Origin of the sequence: Sorangium sp. So ce119 (genome assembly GCF_051524405.1) — a bacterium.
Classification (GTDB): Bacteria; Myxococcota_A; Polyangia; order Polyangiales; family Polyangiaceae; genus Sorangium; species Sorangium cellulosum_G.
In genome coordinates this window covers 618,644-635,088 of sequence record NZ_CP150311.1, presented here as the reverse complement: position 1 = coordinate 635,088, position 16,445 = coordinate 618,644, and the positions used below count along the sequence as shown (strand labels likewise).

12 protein-coding genes are annotated in these 16,445 nt (G+C 72.7%); 8 read left to right on the top strand and 4 right to left on the bottom strand.

Annotated elements, in window-relative coordinates; translation table 11 throughout:
* Nucleotides 1-26 precede the first annotated feature (26 nt).
* The 4 genes from WME76_RS46745 to WME76_RS46730 all read left to right on the top strand — a co-directional run bounded on the left by WME76_RS46745 (nucleotide 27) and on the right by WME76_RS46730 (nucleotide 5,643).
* Nucleotides 27-554 carry a hypothetical protein gene (locus tag WME76_RS46745; RefSeq protein ID WP_437962691.1) on the top strand — a complete coding sequence of 176 codons (528 nt, stop codon included), beginning with the start codon at nucleotides 27-29 and terminating at the stop codon, nucleotides 552-554.
* Nucleotides 555-993: 439 nt separating this feature from the next.
* The gene (locus WME76_RS46740) at nucleotides 994-2,367 is read left to right on the top strand and encodes a tyrosine-type recombinase/integrase (RefSeq protein WP_437963030.1); all 1,374 of its coding nucleotides are present in this window, start codon (nucleotides 994-996) and stop codon (nucleotides 2,365-2,367) included.
* 221 nt (nucleotides 2,368-2,588) lie between these two features.
* Complete coding sequence (locus WME76_RS46735; protein WP_437962690.1) at nucleotides 2,589-4,709, top strand: proprotein convertase P-domain-containing protein; 2,121 nt, start codon at nucleotides 2,589-2,591, stop codon at nucleotides 4,707-4,709.
* Between the two features lie 157 nt (nucleotides 4,710-4,866).
* Nucleotides 4,867-5,643: a ribonuclease HI gene (locus WME76_RS46730; RefSeq protein WP_437962689.1), complete on the top strand. Its 777-nt coding sequence runs from the start codon at nucleotides 4,867-4,869 to the stop codon at nucleotides 5,641-5,643.
* Between the two features lie 160 nt (nucleotides 5,644-5,803).
* Here the strand turns inward: WME76_RS46730 and WME76_RS46725 are convergent, their stop codons facing one another.
* A complete protein-coding gene (locus WME76_RS46725) occupies nucleotides 5,804-8,032 on the bottom strand; it encodes an NADP-dependent isocitrate dehydrogenase (RefSeq protein WP_437962688.1) in 2,229 nt (742 codons plus the stop codon).
* A gap of 251 nt (nucleotides 8,033-8,283) precedes the next feature.
* Here WME76_RS46725 and WME76_RS46720 point away from each other — a divergent pair, with 251 nt between their 5' ends.
* Both WME76_RS46720 and WME76_RS46715 read left to right on the top strand, forming a co-directional pair.
* The gene (locus WME76_RS46720; RefSeq protein WP_437962687.1) at nucleotides 8,284-9,300 is read left to right on the top strand and encodes a peptidylprolyl isomerase; all 1,017 of its coding nucleotides are present in this window, start codon (nucleotides 8,284-8,286) and stop codon (nucleotides 9,298-9,300) included.
* A 29-nt stretch (nucleotides 9,301-9,329) separates the two neighbouring features.
* A complete protein-coding gene (locus WME76_RS46715; RefSeq protein ID WP_437962686.1) occupies nucleotides 9,330-9,719 on the top strand; it encodes a YkgJ family cysteine cluster protein in 390 nt (129 codons plus the stop codon).
* A gap of 18 nt (nucleotides 9,720-9,737) precedes the next feature.
* On the opposite strand, the gene WME76_RS46710 is transcribed toward WME76_RS46715, so the two are convergent.
* The gene (locus tag WME76_RS46710; RefSeq protein ID WP_437962685.1) at nucleotides 9,738-11,183 is read right to left on the bottom strand and encodes a serine/threonine-protein kinase; all 1,446 of its coding nucleotides are present in this window, start codon (nucleotides 11,181-11,183) and stop codon (nucleotides 9,738-9,740) included.
* Nucleotides 11,184-12,815, bottom strand: coding sequence for a 2,3-bisphosphoglycerate-independent phosphoglycerate mutase (gene gpmI / locus WME76_RS46705; protein WP_437962684.1), 1,632 nt, complete (start codon nucleotides 12,813-12,815; stop codon nucleotides 11,184-11,186).
* A gap of 116 nt (nucleotides 12,816-12,931) precedes the next feature.
* On the opposite strand from gpmI, the gene WME76_RS46700 reads away from it, so the two are divergent.
* Both WME76_RS46700 and WME76_RS46695 read left to right on the top strand, forming a co-directional pair.
* Entirely contained in the window at nucleotides 12,932-13,498 is a 567-nt protein-coding gene (locus tag WME76_RS46700; RefSeq protein ID WP_437289199.1) for a Uma2 family endonuclease, read from the top strand.
* A gap of 35 nt (nucleotides 13,499-13,533) precedes the next feature.
* Nucleotides 13,534-15,627 carry a DUF2169 domain-containing protein gene (locus tag WME76_RS46695; RefSeq protein WP_437962683.1) on the top strand — a complete coding sequence of 698 codons (2,094 nt, stop codon included), beginning with the start codon at nucleotides 13,534-13,536 and terminating at the stop codon, nucleotides 15,625-15,627.
* A 58-nt stretch (nucleotides 15,628-15,685) separates the two neighbouring features.
* Here WME76_RS46695 and WME76_RS46690 read toward each other — a convergent pair whose 3' ends face one another.
* The gene (locus WME76_RS46690) at nucleotides 15,686-16,351 is read right to left on the bottom strand and encodes a hypothetical protein (protein WP_437962682.1); all 666 of its coding nucleotides are present in this window, start codon (nucleotides 16,349-16,351) and stop codon (nucleotides 15,686-15,688) included.
* Between the last annotated feature and the right edge of the window lie 94 nt (nucleotides 16,352-16,445).

Here is a 16,445-nt window from a genome sequence, read left to right as displayed (position 1 = left end):
GAACCCAACACGGATGGAGGTATGGCATGACACGAGCGGCTCTCGCGCGTGTGTCGGCACCGCTCGCTCTTCGTCAGGCTGACAACGGCGTGCGCGCCATCGAAAGAGAGGGCCTGGAGACACCCGCCGGCGGATGGTCGAGCCCGAAGGTGATCAACCAGCCAGCGAGGGCGACGGCAACCGCGACGCTCGCGATCCCGCTCGACGGGCTCACGATCATGGCGCCGCAGCCGGAGATGCTCTCGCAGAAGAACGTCGAAGCGGTCACCGGCGTTCCGGCGCGCGTCTTCCTCGACACGATCCGCGCGCCAGGCTTTCCCCTTCTGATCACGAAACTCGGCAAGTTGCGCTTGGTCCCGCGCGAGGCGTTCGTTGCCTATCTGCGGGCGCTGGCCAGTGAGCCGACCTCGCACCGTACCACAGAGGCGGATGAGCGCACGCGTGTTGCCGCTGTGCTGGCTTCTGCCGGCCTCGAACCCGTCCCATGTCCGCGCACCGACCAGGCGAGCGCTCCTCCCGCACGGACAAGCCGTGCTAGGCTGCCGCCGAAGTAGAGCGGGCCCGCTCGGCGCTGGAACGCTGGACGGGCCCTTGATCGACCCCCGAATCACCGGAGACCGATCCATGACCGACGTACCCCAGCGGCGGGCGCGCGCCAAGCGCTCGGCTTCGTTCCCCAGCTCACCCCTCCCTGCTCCGGCATCGACCGACCGGCGTTCGCGTTCGAGCCGCTCTGGCGGGCGCCCCTCTCCGATAGCGGAGGCAACTACGCCCGTCGCAAACTCGCCGGGCTCGGCGAACACGACGGAGCGCCCGAAGGTGGCCGCGCGCGCCCCCAGCAGGCCAGCAGGAGACAAGCGGGCCAACGGCTCCGGGTCCGTCCGGCTGCGCGGGAAGACGTGGACCGCACGCCTCAGCCTCGGGGAGGCCGGTCGACCCACGTTCTGCTTGCCGACGTGCCGGACCGAGCACGAAGCCAACGCGCGCTTGGAGGTGCTGGCCGACCTCGCCGGGCGCCTGCTTGCAGCCGGGCAGATCGTGCTCGGCATGCCGCTGTTGGAGCAGGCTGCCGCGCGCGAGGGCACCGCGCTCCGTGATGTCCGGCTCGCGATCGACCAGCTGTGCAGGGGCGAAGCGCGCCTCCGCCCGAGCGGGGAAACAACCTTCGCTGAGTTCGCCGAGTTGGTCGTTTCTGGAAGGCTGGCCGAGCAATACCCACTGCATGTGAAACCGCTTCGGCGTCCGGAGCAGTACCGGCATAAGCTGAATCATGTTCTGGAAGTGCTCGGCCCCGTCCCTCTCGCTCGTTTGACGCTCGATCATGCGGATCGCGCGATCTCCATGCTGCCGGGACATCTTGAGGCTTCTTCGCGTCAAGCCATCGCGAAGGTCATTCACCGGATACTCGCGCTCGCGACTTATCCGGCGCGCATCGTCGCCAGCAACCCGCTGCCGCGTGGATGGATTCCCAAGGCGGACGACAATAAGGCCAAAGGCTCTCTCTATCCCGACGAGGATAGGCGCCTCATGGCGGCGGTGGATATTCCACTGTCCTACAGGATCTATTATGGCTTCCTGATTCGTGAGGGAATGCGGGCAGACGAGGCTGGAAGGCTGGAGCCATCCGATCTCGATCTCGAGCGCGGCGCCGTGGTGCTCGACGAGAACAAGACGGATGACCCACGCGCCTGGGCACTCTCACCCGATGTCGTGCGCGCGCTTCGGACTTATTTCGCTATGTGCCCACCGAAGGAGCGTGTCTTCATGGGGCCGAGCGGGCCCCTGCCGGGGCGCAATGGAGCGCAGAACTTTCGAAACCACCTGCGCCGCGCCGGCATCCGTCGCCCTGAGCTGTTCGAGACCACGGACACGAGGCTGAATATCCGCTTGCACGACACCCGCGCGACCTTCATCACCATCAAGCTAGCGAACGGGCGCACCGAGACGTGGATCTCCGATCGGACCGGGCACAAGTCGAGCCGTCAAATCCACCACTACAAGCGCGCGGCGCGCAAGGTCGCTGAGCTCGGCTTGGGCGACTTCGCCCCCCTGGATGAGGCGATCCCCGAGCTCCGAGGTGCGGGCGGGTCGGCCGGAGGAACTCCCCTGTTGGCGCGACCGGATGCCGGGGCGGCGAGCGACGGTGGCTCCTTCGTCGCCGCGCCGTCGAGTCAGGCGCCGACCCCGACCGATGATGCCGCGGGGGGCTCGACAACGGCCGACGCCGCGGCGGAGGGCGGCTCGTTGGGCCCGCGTTGGGCTACGTCGGAGCCGCCCTCGGCGGCGAACCGGCCGGAATGCACCAGAATCATTAAGTTTTCCGGCGACCGCTCCTCTCCGACCGGGAATTCCTGGCGGGATTTCTGACCCAGTACCAGCGATCTCCCGCGTGGACGCCGTGCGAGCCTGTCGAGGCGCCGTCCGGGGCGCCGGCGACGATAAGGACTCTCCTGAGCCGTCTGGCGGCTGGCATCCTCTCGATTCCATATCAGTCTAGTGCGCTGATCATCGACCGCCTGCGTGTCCGTCAGGCTCGAAACGAGCCCTGGAGGGACAGCGCCGTTCCCGCGAAACGCGGAGAGATCGAGGTGCCAGTGCCAGCGGACCTCTCGAGAAGCGCTCCGTTCACGAGGGGCCTGTCGCCGCTCGTCATCGCCGCTGTCGTGACGGCGCACGGCTGCGACCGCCCCGGCAGATCGTCGGGCCCGGACGCCGTCGGCGGCGGGGACGTCGCCAGCGGCGGTGGCGGCGGAGACGTCGCCAGCGGCGGCGGTGGGGGCGGCGGGGGCAGCGGCGGTGACGGCGTGCCTTGCGGCGTGGCGGCGGACTGTCCCGGCGCCGACAGCGAATGTCAGCGGCGCACCTGCGAGGGCGGCCGGTGTGGGCTCGATCCCGCGCCGCGGGGGAGGCCCGCGGCCGAGCAGGTCCCGGGCGACTGCAAGCAGCGCGTCTGTGACGGGCAAGGCGCCGTGATCGAGCTCGATGACGAGCGAGACGCCTTCTCCGACGGGGACCCGTGCTCCGCCGACGTCTGCGTCGCCGGCGCGCCGGAGAACCCGCCGGCGCCGGCGACCACGGTGTGCGGAGAGGCCGACGCGCCTGGAGGGCGTTATTGCGACGGTAGCGGCGCCTGCGTCGAGTGCCTCGCCGCGGGCGATTGCCTGAGCAACGTCTGTGTCGCGAACCGGTGCGTGACGCCCGGCTGCGGCGACGGCGTGATGAACGGGGCCGAGACGGGCGTCGACTGCGGGGGCTCCGCCTGCGTGCCGTGCGCGGATCTCTCGGCCTGTCTCGGCGATGCGGACTGCCAGAGCGGGATATGCAGGGACGGACGGTGCGCGGCGTCCTCGTGCAGCGACGGCGCGAAGAACGGGGCCGAGACGGACGTCGACTGCGGCGGGCCGGCGTGCTCGCCGTGCGCCACCGGCGAGGGGTGCGCCGTGGACGGCGATTGCCTGGGCGACCGGTGCTCGGGGACGACGTGCCTCCCGTCGTGCACCGACGTCGCCCGGAACGGGGCCGAGACGGACGTCGACTGCGGCGGCCCGGCGTGCGTCGGGTGCGCCGCGGGCATGCGCTGCGCGGCCGGGCGCGACTGCCTGAGCGGCGTGTGCAGCGCCGCGGGGACCTGCGCCGCGCCCGCGTGCGGCGACGGCGTCGTCAACGCCGCCGCCGAGGCGTGCGACGACGGCAATGCGAGCAACACCGACGCCTGCCTCAGGACGTGCGCCGCGGCCTCGTGCGGCGACGGGTTCGTGCAGGCCGGCGTCGAGGGCTGCGACGACGGCAACGCGATCACCACCGATGCGTGCCCGGTGGGCTGCGCCCGGGCCGCGTGCGGCGACGGCTTCCTGCGCACCGGCGTCGAGGCGTGCGACGACGGCAACCGGAGGGCCGGCGACGGGTGCAGCCCCGGGTGCGTCGTCGAGGGCTGCGGCGACGGCGCGGTCCGGGCCGGCGAGGAGTGCGACGACGGCGACGCCGACAGCACCGACGGCTGCCCGATCACGTGCCGCGCCGCCCGGTGCGGCGACGGGTTCGTGCGGGCGGGCGTCGAGGGCTGCGACGACGCCAACACGTCGAGCGGCGACGGCTGCAGCGCGACCTGCGTCGTGGAGGCGAGCTACACGTGCCGGGGGACGCCCAGCGCGTGCACCTACGCGAAGGAGCGCAACTGCGGCGACGCGGACGACAACGACCTCGACGGCGACACGGACTGCGATGACCCGGACTGCGCGCTGGGCTGCGAGGACGCCGTGGGGGCCTGCGCGCCCGGGCAGGTGCTGTGGGTGCAATCGTCCACCGACGTTCCCAGGCACGTCGCGGATCGCTCCGTCGCGTCGAGCGTGCTCCCGGTGGCCTCGGTCGGCGCGATCCGGCGCGTGACGCTGGAGCTCGACATCACGCACGCGTTCGACGGAGATCTCGATATCTCGCTGTCGTCCCCCGCGGGCGCGACGGTCGATGTCTCGAGCGACAACGGAGGTTCTGGCGACAACTACCGTGGGACGGTCTTCGACATGGACTGCGCGTCCTCGGTCACGTCCGCGATGGCGCCCTTCCGCGGGTGCTTCCGCCCGGAGGCGTCGTTCGGAGCCTTCCTGTCCGGCCCGGCGAACGGCACGTGGACCCTCCGGGTCGGGGACGACGCCGGCTCCGACGCCGGCACGCTGAACTCGTGGTCTCTCGCCCTCTGCATCGAGCGCTGATCGAGCGCTGACGAGCGTTGAACGAGCGTTGAACGAGCGCCGGCCGCCGGCCGCGCCCATCCGGCCCGGTCCGCCGCGCCCGTCCGGCGTGGTCCGCCGCGCTCGCCGGGCCCGGTCTGCCGTACCCCCGGCCGTCGATCCATGCCAGGGTGCGCGCGTGCCCTGGGTTCGCGCATCGCTTCGAGGTCAAACCGTCTATGCCCGCGCGGACGCCGCCGGCGCCCTGACCGTGGAGGAGGGGGGCGGCGTCGAGATCCGCTACAAGCCGCACGACGGCCGCAAGTACAAGGCGCGGCCGGACAACCTGACCATCGCCGATCCGAAGGTGCTGCCGGACGACACCTGCGGCCCCGCCGAGGCGGTCGTGAAGGCGCGCGCCGGCGAGCAGCCCGAAGGGGCGGGGGGCGCAGGCGCCGCGGCGACGTCCGGGCCGGCGCGCGCGCAGCGCAAGGCGCCGGCGCGGGGGGCGGAGGCCGCCGCGCCCGTGCCGGAGGGGGCCGTCATCGTCTACGCCGACGGCGCGTGCTCGGGGAACCCGGGGCCCGCCGGGCTCGGCGTGGTGATCAACGACGGCGGCCGGCGGATCGAGCTCAGCGAGTACCTCGGCACCGGGACCAACAACATCGCGGAGCTGACGGCCATCCTTCGCGCGCTCGAGGAGGTGGAGCCCGGGCGCCCCATCGTCATCCACACGGACAGCCAGTACTCGATCGGCGTGCTCCAGAAGGGGTGGAAGGCGAAGGCGAACGTCGATCTCATCGCCTCGCTGCGCGAAGCGCTCGACGCGCGGCGGCCGCGCGCGCGCCTCGTGTACGTGCGCGGGCACGCCGGCGTGCTGCTCAACGAGCGCGCCGACGCGCTCGCCCGCGAGGCCGTCCGCGAGCGCGCGTCCCGGCGGATGGTGTACCCCGGATCCGGCGGAGCCAGCGAGTAGCCGGCCGCGAACCTGCGCCGCGTTGCCGGGGCTCCTCCCTTGCTCCCACGTCCACGGTAGGCTCGCGCCGAGAACACCCTCGCCGCGAGCCGGGGCGGCCCGGCGAGACCTCCCGCCGAGCCGCCTGTACACGGGCGGCTCGGCGGGGGCCCCGCGCGGCTCAGGAGAAGCCGTCGATGGCCGCGTTCAGCGTGGCGCTGGGCCGCATCACGGCGAACGTCTTCTGATCGTCGAAGTGGTAGTAGCCACCGAGGTCGACGGCTTTACCCTGCGCGCCGATCAGCTCGCCGTCGATCTTGGACTCGCTGTCCGTCAGGGTCTTGGCGAGCTCGCCGAACCTGGCCGCCAGCTCCTTGTCCTCGGTCTGCTTCGCGAGGGACTGCGCCCAGTAGAGCGCGAGGTAGAAGTGGCTGCCGCGGTTGTCGATCTCGCCGACCTTGCGCGCCGGGCTCTTGTTGTTCTCGAGGAACAGGCCGATCGCCGTGTCCAGCGTCCTGGCGAGCACCTTGGCCTTGGCGTTGTTGGTCTTGTTGGCGAGGTCCTCGATCGAGACCTGCAGCGCCAGGAACTCACCGAGCGAGTCCCAGCGCAGGTAGTTCTCTTTCTGCAGCTGCTGGACGTGCTTCGGCGCCGAGCCGCCGGCGCCGGTCTCGTAGAGGCCGCCACCGGCCAGGAGCGGCACGATGGAGAGCATCTTGGCGCTGGTGCCCAGCTCCAGGATCGGGAACAGATCCGTCAGGTAGTCGCGCAGCACGTTGCCGGTGACGCTGATGGTGTCCTTGCCCTCCTTCATGCGGCCGAGCGTGAACTTCATCGCCTCCACCGGGCTCATGATCGGGAGCTCCAGGCCCTTGGTGTCGTGCTCGGGCAGGTAGGCCTTGACCTTGGCGATCAGGTTCCTGTCGTGGGCGCGGTTCTCGTCGAGCCAGAACACCGCCGGGGAGCCGGTGGCGCGCGCGCGGCTGACGGCCAGCTTGACCCAGTCCTTGATCGCGATGTCCTTCGTCTGGCAGGCGCGGAAGACGTCGCCCGCTTCGACCTTCTGCTCCAGCAGGGCGTTGCCGGAGGCGTCGACGACGCGCACCGTGCCGCTCTCGGCGATCTTGAAGGTCTTGTCGTGTGAGCCGTACTCCTCGGCGGCCTGCGCCATCAGCCCCACGTTCGGCGAGGTGCCCATCGTGCGCGGGTCGAACGCCCCGTGCTGCTTGTGGAACTCGATCGTGGCCTGGTAGATGCCGGCGTAGGAGCGATCGGGGATCGTGAACTTGGCGTCGTAGAGCTTGCCGTCCGTTCCGTACATCTTGCCGCTGGAGCGGATGGCCGCCGGCATCGAGGCGTCGATGATCACGTCCGAGGGCACGTGGAGGTTGGTGATGCCGCGGTCGGAATCGACCATGGCCAGCGTCGGGCGTTGCTCGTAGAGGGCCTTGATGTCGGCCTCGATCTTCGCCTTCTCGTCTGCCGGCAAGCTCTGGATCTTGGTGTACAGGTCGCCGATGCCGTTGTTCGGGTCGAAGCCGACCTGGGCGAGCGTGGCCGCGTGCTTGTCGAGCGCCTCGGCATAAAACACGCTGACGGCGTGCCCGAAGAGGATCGGGTCGCTGACCTTCATCATCGTGGCCTTGAGATGCAGGGAGAACAGCACACCCTGCTTCTTCGCGTCCGCCACCTGCTCGGCGTAGAACGCGCGCAGGGCCCTGGCGCTCATCACGCTGGCGTCGACGACCTCGCCCGCCTGCACCTTGACGCTCGGCTTGAGCACGGTCGTCTTGCCGCCGGCGACGAGCTCGATCTTCAGCTCCTGCGCCTTATCCACCACGACCGACTTCTCGCTGCCGTAGAAGTCGCCGCCCGACATGTGCGCGACGTGGCTCTTCGAGTCACGGCTCCACGCGCCCATCGAGTGCGGGTGCTTCTTGGCGTACTCCTTGACGGCGGGCGAGGCGCGACGATCGCTGTTGCCCTCGCGCAGGACGGGGTTCACGGCGCTGCCGAGCACCTTGGCGTAACGTGCCTTGATCGCCTTCTCCTCCTCCGTCTTCGCCTCGGAGGGGTAGTCCGGCACGGCGTAGCCCTGCTGCTGCAGCTCCTTGATGGCGGCCACGAGCTGCGGGATGGAGGCGCTGATGTTGGGCAGCTTGATGATGTTGGCGTTCGGCGTCTTGGCCAGCTCGCCGAGCTCTGCCAGGTGATCGCCGAGCTTCTGGCCTTCCGTCAGGCGCTCCGGGAAGTTGGCGAGGATGCGGCCCGCCAGCGAGATGTCGCGCGTCTCGACCCGGACCCCGGCGGCCTTCGTGAACGCCTCGACGATCGGGAGGAGCGAATAGGTGGCCAAGGCCGGCGCCTCGTCCGTCTTCGTGTAGATGATGGTAGAATGTTGGGTTTCCACTGTTTCCTCGAGGGTTGAACGTGCCCGCCGGCGCGTGGAGAACGGTTGTCCTTGCGTGGGCTCGCGGAAGGTTGTCGTTGCGGCCGCTTACCGCGCCGGGATCGCTGCGGCAACAGGCTGGGCAGCGGGCGATGCGGCGCGCCGCGGAGCCACGCGCAAGCGTCGCGCAGGGGAGGCGCGACGCGTCATGCGCGGGCCGCGCCGACCGGAAACGCGTGGAACCGGCCGGGGTCCGGTGGTAGAGGCGCTCGATGCGCGCACCGCTTCGCCTCGCCCTCGCCGGGCTTGTCGCCGCCGCTGGCCTCGTCGCCCCGCTCGCCCACGCGGTCGTGAGCGAGCGGATCGTCGCCGTCGTCGGCGACCGCGCCATCCTGCTCTCGGACCTGCGGCAGCGGGCCCGGCCGTTCCTCCTGCAGATCCAGGCGCGGGTCCCGCCGGGCGCGCAGCAGGCGGCGGCCGAGTCGCAGGTCCTCCGCGAGCTCATCCAGAAGATGGTGGACGAGGAGCTCGAGAGCCTGGCCGCCGAGAAGGCCAATATCCGCGTGACCTCCGAGGAGATGGAGAACGCCTTCCGGAACATCGCGGCCGCGGAGCAGACGACGGTCGAGGAGCTGTTCCGGCTGGCGCGCACGACGTCGGGGCTCACCGAGCAGGAGTACCGCGACGAGATCCGCCGCCAGCTCCTCGAGGGGAAGATGCTGCAGCTCCGCGTGAAGGGCCGCGTGCGCCTCACCGAGCAGGACGTGCAGTCCGCCTTCGACCGGCTCGTGCGCGAGGAGCGCCGGCGGCGCGAGTACCACCCGGCGTGGATCGTCCTGCGCATCCTGCCCGGCGCGAGCGCCGAGGCGGTCGCGGAGCGCCGCGCGCTCGCCGCGGCGCTCGCCGACCGCGCGCGGCGGGGTGAGGATTTCGCGGCGCTCGCGCGGCAGTTCTCGGACGACTCCGCGACCCGCGAGGAGGGCGGCGACCTCGGGGTCCGCGCGCCCCAGGGGACGCAGGCCGCGGTGACCGGCCAGCGCGAGGTGATGGCCCCGGAGCTCGAGACAGCGCTGATGGCGATCGAGCCCGGCGAGGTGACCGGGCCGATGCGCGCCGGCGACGCGTTCGTCGTCATGAAGCTCCTGAGTCGCCAGCCGTCCCGCTTCACGACGCTGGAGGCCGCTCGCCCGGAGATCTTGCAGCGGCTGCAGGGGGAGATCCTGCAGAAGGCGAAGCAGAAGTGGCTCGACGAGCTGAAGCGCGGGACGCACGTGGAGGTCCGGCTCTGAGGCGCGCGGGCGCGGGCGGCCGCGGCGAGGTGGTCGTCCCCGAGTGCACGGCGTGCGGCACCTGCTGCTTCTCGACGCTGCCCGAGTACATCCGGGTCTTCGGGTGCGACCACGATCGCATGGACGATCGCGCCCGTCAGCTCACGCATTTCATCGGCAACCGCTGCTACATGCGGGTCGAGGACGGCCGCTGCGCCGCGCTCACGCTCGACGCGGAGCGCGGCCGGTTCCTTTGCTCGATCTACGAGGTGCGGCCCGACTGCTGCCGCGCGCTCGAGCGCGGCAGCGGCGCGTGCCTCGGCGAGCTGCACGAGAAGCGCGAGCGGCCGCTGATCGCGCTCGACGCGCTCCGCCGCCGCGCCAGCGGGGATGTCGGCGCGGGCGGCGACGGCGGCGCGGGGCAGGGCGGCCCCGCGTAGGCGCCGCCCGCCTCGTCCTCAGGGCGAGGCGTCCCTGTCCACCGGCGGCGCGCCCGCGTCGGGCGGGGGGCGATCGATCCGCATGCTCACGTCGAGCGTGACCGTCTGCCCGGCGGAGACGGAGATCGTGCGCTTCTCCTCGGGCGCGTTCGGGTGCCGGAACGTGACGAAGTGTCGCCCGGCCTGGAGCGGGATCGGCCGCGCCATCGGCGTCACGTCGATGAGCTCCCCGTCGACGACGACCTCCGCCCACGGCCTCGCGAGCACCTTCAGGTAGCCGCGCTCCTCCGAGCTCGCGCCGGGCTGCCTCGCCTCGGCGCTGGGCGGCCCGACCGCCTCGTGCTGGCGCAGGCCGAGCTCGATGAGCGCGCCGCCCGCGAGGATCAGCGCGAAGATGCCGGCCAGCCGGCCCACGTCGGGCGCGATCGACGGCGCGTGGCGCCGCTCGGCGGGCGGGCGGACGGACGGCGCGGCCTGGGGCGGCAGCTCGTCCCCGCCGAGCTTCGCCGCCGCGAGCGCCCTCGTGATGAGCGCGCGCGGCGTCGGGTGGCCGCGCTCGGCGAGCTCCTCGGCGAGGGCGTCCGCGACGGCGCGGCCGCTCTCGTAGCGCTGCTCCGGCTCCTTCTCGAGGCACCGGAGCACCACCCGCTCCAGGCCGCGCGACACGTCGGGCACGAGCGCCCGCAGCGGCTGCGGCGGCGCGCTGCGGATGCGGTGCGCGACGGCCCTGCCCTCGGCCCACCGGTCGTCCTCGCGCGGCGCGATGGACGTGCGCGACGCGCGCGACGCGGCGCTCCCTTCCGCCGGCTCCGCCTTCGGCTCGTCGAAGGGGCGCGCGCCGGTGAGCATCTCGAACAGCACCACGCCGAGCGTGAACACGTCCGCCTGCGGGCCTGCGTCGGCCCCGAGGATCTGCTCCGGCGCCATGTAGTCGGGCCGCGCGAACGTGTCGCTCCCCTCGAACGGCTCGGGCAGCGACGGCAGCCGCCCGTCGAACGCCGCCGCGAACTCGAGGATCTTCACGCCGCCCGCGGGCGTGATGACCACGCGCTCGGGGCGCAGCTCGCGGTGCACCACGCCCCGCTCGTGCGCGTGCCCGAGGCCGCGCGCGATCTCCAGCGCGATGGCCGCCGCCGCGCCCTCGTCGAGGCGCCCCGCCCGCGCGCACAGCGCGGCGAGCGTCGGCCCGGAGAGCGGCTCCAGCACGAGCCAGATCCGGTCCTCGTCGCGCTGGAAGTCGTGGATGTCGACGATGTTCGGGTGCCGGATGCGCGCGAGGATCTTCGCCTCGCGCTCCAGGCCGGCCGCGAACGCGCTCGCCGCGGACACCGTGGGCTTCAGCGTCTTGATCAGCGCCGCCCGGCCGAGCTCGGCGTGCTCGGCCCGGTACGTCACGGTGAGCGCCCGCGCCGAGACGGCCTCGCGCAGGATGTACGGGCCGAGCTGCCTCTCCGCCGCGCCCACTTACCGCTGTCGAACGCGGAGCGAGCGCCCCGTCATCGCCGCGGGCTGCGGGATGCCGAGGATCTCGAGCATCGTCGGCGCCACGTCACAGATGCGCCCGCCCGACCGGAGCGCGGCGCCCTGGTCGTGCTGGTTCAGGTAATAGAACGGCACCGGGTTCAGCGTGTGGGCCGTGTGGGGGTTGCCGTGCTCGTCCTTCATCTGCTCGCAGTTGCCGTGGTCCGCGGTGATCATGAGCGCGCCGCCCGCCTCGCGCACGGCGTCCGCGATGTCCCCGAGCCCCTTGTCGACCGCCTCGACGGCGTGGATGGCGGCCTCGAGGATGCCCGTGTGCCCGACCATGTCCGGGTTCGCGAAGTTCACCAGGATGAAGTCGTATTTCCCGCTCTTGATCGCGGCGACGACCTCGCTCGCGACGCCGGCCGCGCTCATCTCGGGCTTCTTGTCGTAGGTGGCGACGTCGCGCGGCGAGGGCACGAGCTTCCTGTCCTCGCCCTGGAACGTCTCCTCGCGCCCGCCGTTGAAGAAGTACGTGACGTGCGCGTACTTCTCGGTCTCCGCGCACCGGAGCTGCGTGAGCCCGGCGCGGGCGATCACCTCGGGGAACGACTCGGTGATCTCGTCCTTGGGGAACGCGACAGGCAGCTTCAGCGCCGCGTCGTACTCGGTCATGCAGCTGTAGCAGTGCTCCTGGAAGGCGTGGACCGGCTTGCCGCGGTCGGTGAGGAACTCCAGCACCTCGGGCGGCAGGTTCTGCCGCGTGAGCATCGCCGAGATCTCGCGCATGCGGTCGGGCCGGAAGTTGACCGAGAGGCCGACCTCCTCCCCCCACCACTCCCACTTCGGCTCCTTCGAGGCGAAGTCCGCCATGAAGTCGCCCTTGATGCCGGTGTAGTCGCCGATGCGGACGGGCTCGACGAACTCGTCCGACTTGCCGAGCGCGTACGACTGCTGGATGGCCTCGAACGGCGTGTCGGCCCGCGGCGCGTCGCCGCGCACGATCGCCGAGTAGGCCTTCATCACGCGGTCCCAGCGCTTGTCGCGGTCCATGGCGTAGTAGCGGCCCGAGATGGTGCCGATGACGCCGACGCCCTCGAGCTCCTGCTGCACCCGCTCGACGTAGCCCCACGCGCTCTTCGGCGGCGTGTCGCGCCCGTCGAGGAACGCGTGCACGACGACCGGGACCTCGTGGAACTTCGCGAGCTTGAACAGCGCGGAGAAGTGCTCGAGCGACGAGTGCACGCCGCCGTCCGACACGAGCCCGAACAGGTGCACCCGGCACTTGCGGTCCTGCGCGATGCGGAACGTCCTGTCGATGATCGGGTTCGAGCCGAGCTTGTTCTCGGCGATCGCGACGTCGATGCGCGAGATGTCCATCAGCGCGATCCGGCCCGCGCCGAAGTTCAGGTGGCCGACCTCGCTGTTGCCCATCTGCCCCACCGGGAGGCCGACGTCTGGGCCGCTCGTCCCGATCAACGTCTTCTGGGCGTCGCGCTTGATCGCGTCGAGGTGCGGCATCGTCGCGAGGGCGATCGCGTTCTGGTCCTTTTCTTCGCGCTCGCCGAATCCGTCGAGGATACAGAGGACGAGCGGGCGGGGGCGTTGACTGGGAGAAGGTGCGGCTTCGCTCATGGCGGCGGAATCTACAACGAAGCCGCGGCGATCGGGGGGGTCGCTCCGGGAATTTCGACCCCCCGGATCTTCGCGACGTGAGCCGCCCTGTACGGCGTGCGTGCTAACATCCGACCATGTCCGACTGCGCTCGTCGCGCTACCTACCAGGATGTGCTTGACACGCCGCCGAACCAGGTGGCCGAGATCCTGAACGGCGTCCTCCACGCGACCCCGCGGCCGTCGCTGTCCTGCCGCAACGTCACGTCGGTCCTCGCCGGCGAGCTCTACCTGCCGTTTCGCCGGGGCATCAAGGGGCCAGGGCGGTGGGCGCTCCTCGTCGAGCCCGAGCTGCACCTCGGCACGGATCCGGACATCGTGATCCCGGACATCGCGGCGTGGCGCCGCGACCGGATGCCGCAGATCCCGATGCGGAACGCGGCCATCTTCCTCGCGCCCGACTGGGTGTGCGAGGTGATCTCGCCGTCCACCGAGGCGCTCGATCGCCGCGACAAGATGGAAATTTACGCGCGCGAGCACGTGGCGCACTACTGGCTCATCGATCCGCGGCTCCGGCTCCTCGAGGTGTACCGCGCCGAGGCCGGGCGGTTCGCGCGCGCGGGCGCGTGGGAGGGCGACGTCACGGTGCGCGCGGCGCCGTTCGACGCGGTGGAGATCGAGCTCGGCGTGCTCTGGCAGGAGTAGCGCGGGACGACCGCCGGGCGAGATAAGCTGGCGGCGTGCACGTCTCCTCGGCCTGCCCGCTCCGCGTCGCGTACCTCGTCTGGCAGCCCCGCCCCGAGGCCGCGGCGCTCACCGTGGTCTGCAAGGCGACCTTCACGCTCGAGCCGGGGCTCTCGCGCCTCGCGCCCTCGCAGGAGCCGACGTGGGAGAAGGACGTCCGCTGGGACGACGACCCGCGGGCGAGCCTCCGGGCAGCGAGCGATCTCGCGCCGTTCAAGCGCCGCGTGGACGTGCTCGTGGTCGGGCACGCCCACGCGCCCCATGGCGACCGGGTGACGTCGCTCGTGACGCGGCTCGCGGTCGGCTCGATCGACAAGCGGATCGAGGTGCACGGGCACCGCGCGTGGACGGCGAACGGGCAGATCACGGCGGCCACGCCGTTCGCGAGGATGTCGCTCCGCTGGGAGCGCGCGGCGAGCGGGCCCGATCGGTGGAACCCGGCGGGCATCCCGCCGAACGCGCCGCCCGACGCGCGCGGGCTCCGGCCTGCGCCGAGCCTGCTGCCGCCGGGCACGGAGCTCCGCAGCCCGGCGGATCCGCTGCCGCCCGTGGGCTTCGGGCCGGTCGCGCCGTCGTGGCCCGAGCGGACCGCGAAGCTGCGCCGGCACGCCGCGACGTTCGGGCATGACAGCTGGGCGGAGCGGCCGCTGCCGGACGACATCGACACCGGCTACTTCAACGCGGCGCCGCCGGACCAGCAGCTCGATCAGCTCCCCGCGGGCGAGCGGATCGTCCTCACCCACCTGCACCCGCGGCACCCGCAGCTCGCGACCGTGCTGGAGGCGGTGATCCCGCACGCGGCGCTGCTCCACGGCGACGCGGGGCCGCAGGAGATGCGCCTGCGCTGCGACACGCTGTGGATCGACGCGGATCGCGGGATCTGCACGCTGACGTGGCGGGGGGCGGTGCCGCTGCGGCACCTGGCGGAGGACGTCACGGTGGTGGTGACCGCGGAGCGGCCGCAAGCGGCGCAGGACGTGGCGGACACGCTGCTGCCGCAGGGCGCGCTCGCGGCGCGCGCCTCCGTGTCGGCGCTGGCCGACACCGCCGCGCCGGAGGTGGAGCCGCGGGGCGGCGCCGCCGCGGTGGAGCCGGAGACGACGCTCGCCCCGATGCTGCGCGCGGCGGGGCCCTCGGACGCGCTGCCGTTCGTGGCGCCCGCCGCGCTGCCCTTCGCGCCGGCGACCCGGGGCGCCGAGGCCGAGGCGCGCAGGCCGCCTGGGCAGCCGGGATCCGAGGGCGCGGGCCGGCTGCCGGCGCCGGCGCCGCCGGCGGCGACCCCGGCGGCGGCCGCGGGCCCTTCGGAGCAGCCGGCGAGCGCCGGGGCGGGCGCCCGCGGCGACGGAGGCGAGGGGCCGGAGACCGCGGCGCCGGGCGCCCTGGCGTCCGACACGTTGCCCTCGGGCCTCGCGCGGGGGCCCGCGGAGCCGCTGCCGTTTCATGCGGCGCCCGCGCGCGTCACGCCGGCTCCACCGCCGTTCCTGGGGCAGCTGCTGGCGAAGCCGGCGGTCGAGGCGGCCCCGGATCGCGCCGAAGCGGCGCGCGCCGAAGCGCCGCGCACCGAAGCGCCGCGCGCCGAAGCGCCGCGCGCCGAAGCGCCGCGCGCCGAAGCGCCGCGCGCCGAAGCGCCGCGCGCCGACGCCCTGCCTTCGCCCGAGTCGGCGGTGCGACCGGAGGACGTCACGGTGGAGCGCTTCGCGGCGATCTCCGCCGAGATCGCCGAGCAGCGCGCGCCGCGCGCGGACGTGCTGCGCGCGCACGGGCTGAGCGAGCGCGCCTGGGCCCCCGTGGAGCGCCACGTCCGCGCCCTGCTGGACAAGGACACGCGCGCCGGCGGCAAGCTGCGCGCGGCGCACGACGCGGCCTACGTCGCGGCGGTCGAGACGTTCCGCGGTCCGATCGGCCTGCCGGAGTACGCGCGCATCGCCGTGGGGCTCGAGCGCGGGATGGCCGGCGAGGTCCTCGACGCGCTCGCGATCCAGCGGGCGGCGCTGATGCCCATCGTGCGGGTGTGGACGAAGAGGGCCGCGGGCCAGATGGCGCTCTCCGCGGAGCTGATGGCGCTGATGGACAAGCTGCGGGCCGAGTGAGCGCGGCGCTCAGCGCTCAGCGCTCAGCGCTCAGCGCTCAGCGCTCAGCGCTCAGCGCTCAGCGCACAACGCGCGGCGAGCGATCGTCCGGCGCTCCCGGCGCGGCGACCTCGCCGGCGCCGAGCGCGGAGGGCTGCCCGGGACCGCCGGTGAGCGCCTGCCGCGCGCGGAACTCCTCCCACGAGAGCGGCATCGGCGGATCCTCGGAGTTGAGCCGCACCCGCTCGCCGACGATGTCGACGTCGTCGTTGGCACGGATCTCCACGCCGCCGGGCGACGCCTCGAGCGTCACCTCGCGGGCCGTGGTGCGCGTGCTCCTGCCGGCCTCGCGCACCACGCTCCCGCGCACCCGCTCGTGCAGGCTCCCGCCCACCTCGACGGCCGCGTCCTGCGCGGCCTGGATCCGCAGCGTGTCGCACGAGAGCGAGAGCGTCTTCGCGGCCGCGATCTCCAGCGACGCGCCCGAGAGCGACAGCACCGGCCCCTCGTCGGTCAGCCGGATCGACACGAGGAGCTGCCCCGCCGCGGCGCGGATCTGGATCCGCTCCTCGGCGCCCTCCTCGGCGATCTCAATGGATCGCCCGGAGGCGAGGGGCACCACCCGGGCGGGCGCCGCGAGCGCCGCGCCGGGCGCAGGCGCGAGGGCAGCAGCGGCGGCCTGCAGCGGGGGATCCTGGGGCGGCAGAGGGTCGGGCGCGTCCGGCACGGACGCAGGGTAGCGCACGGACGGGCGCCGCGCGCGGTCGGCCGCCGGGGCGCGCCGCCCGAGCGCCGGGGCGCGCCGGTTGCGCCGCCGGGGCGCGCCGGCCCTCGCCCTT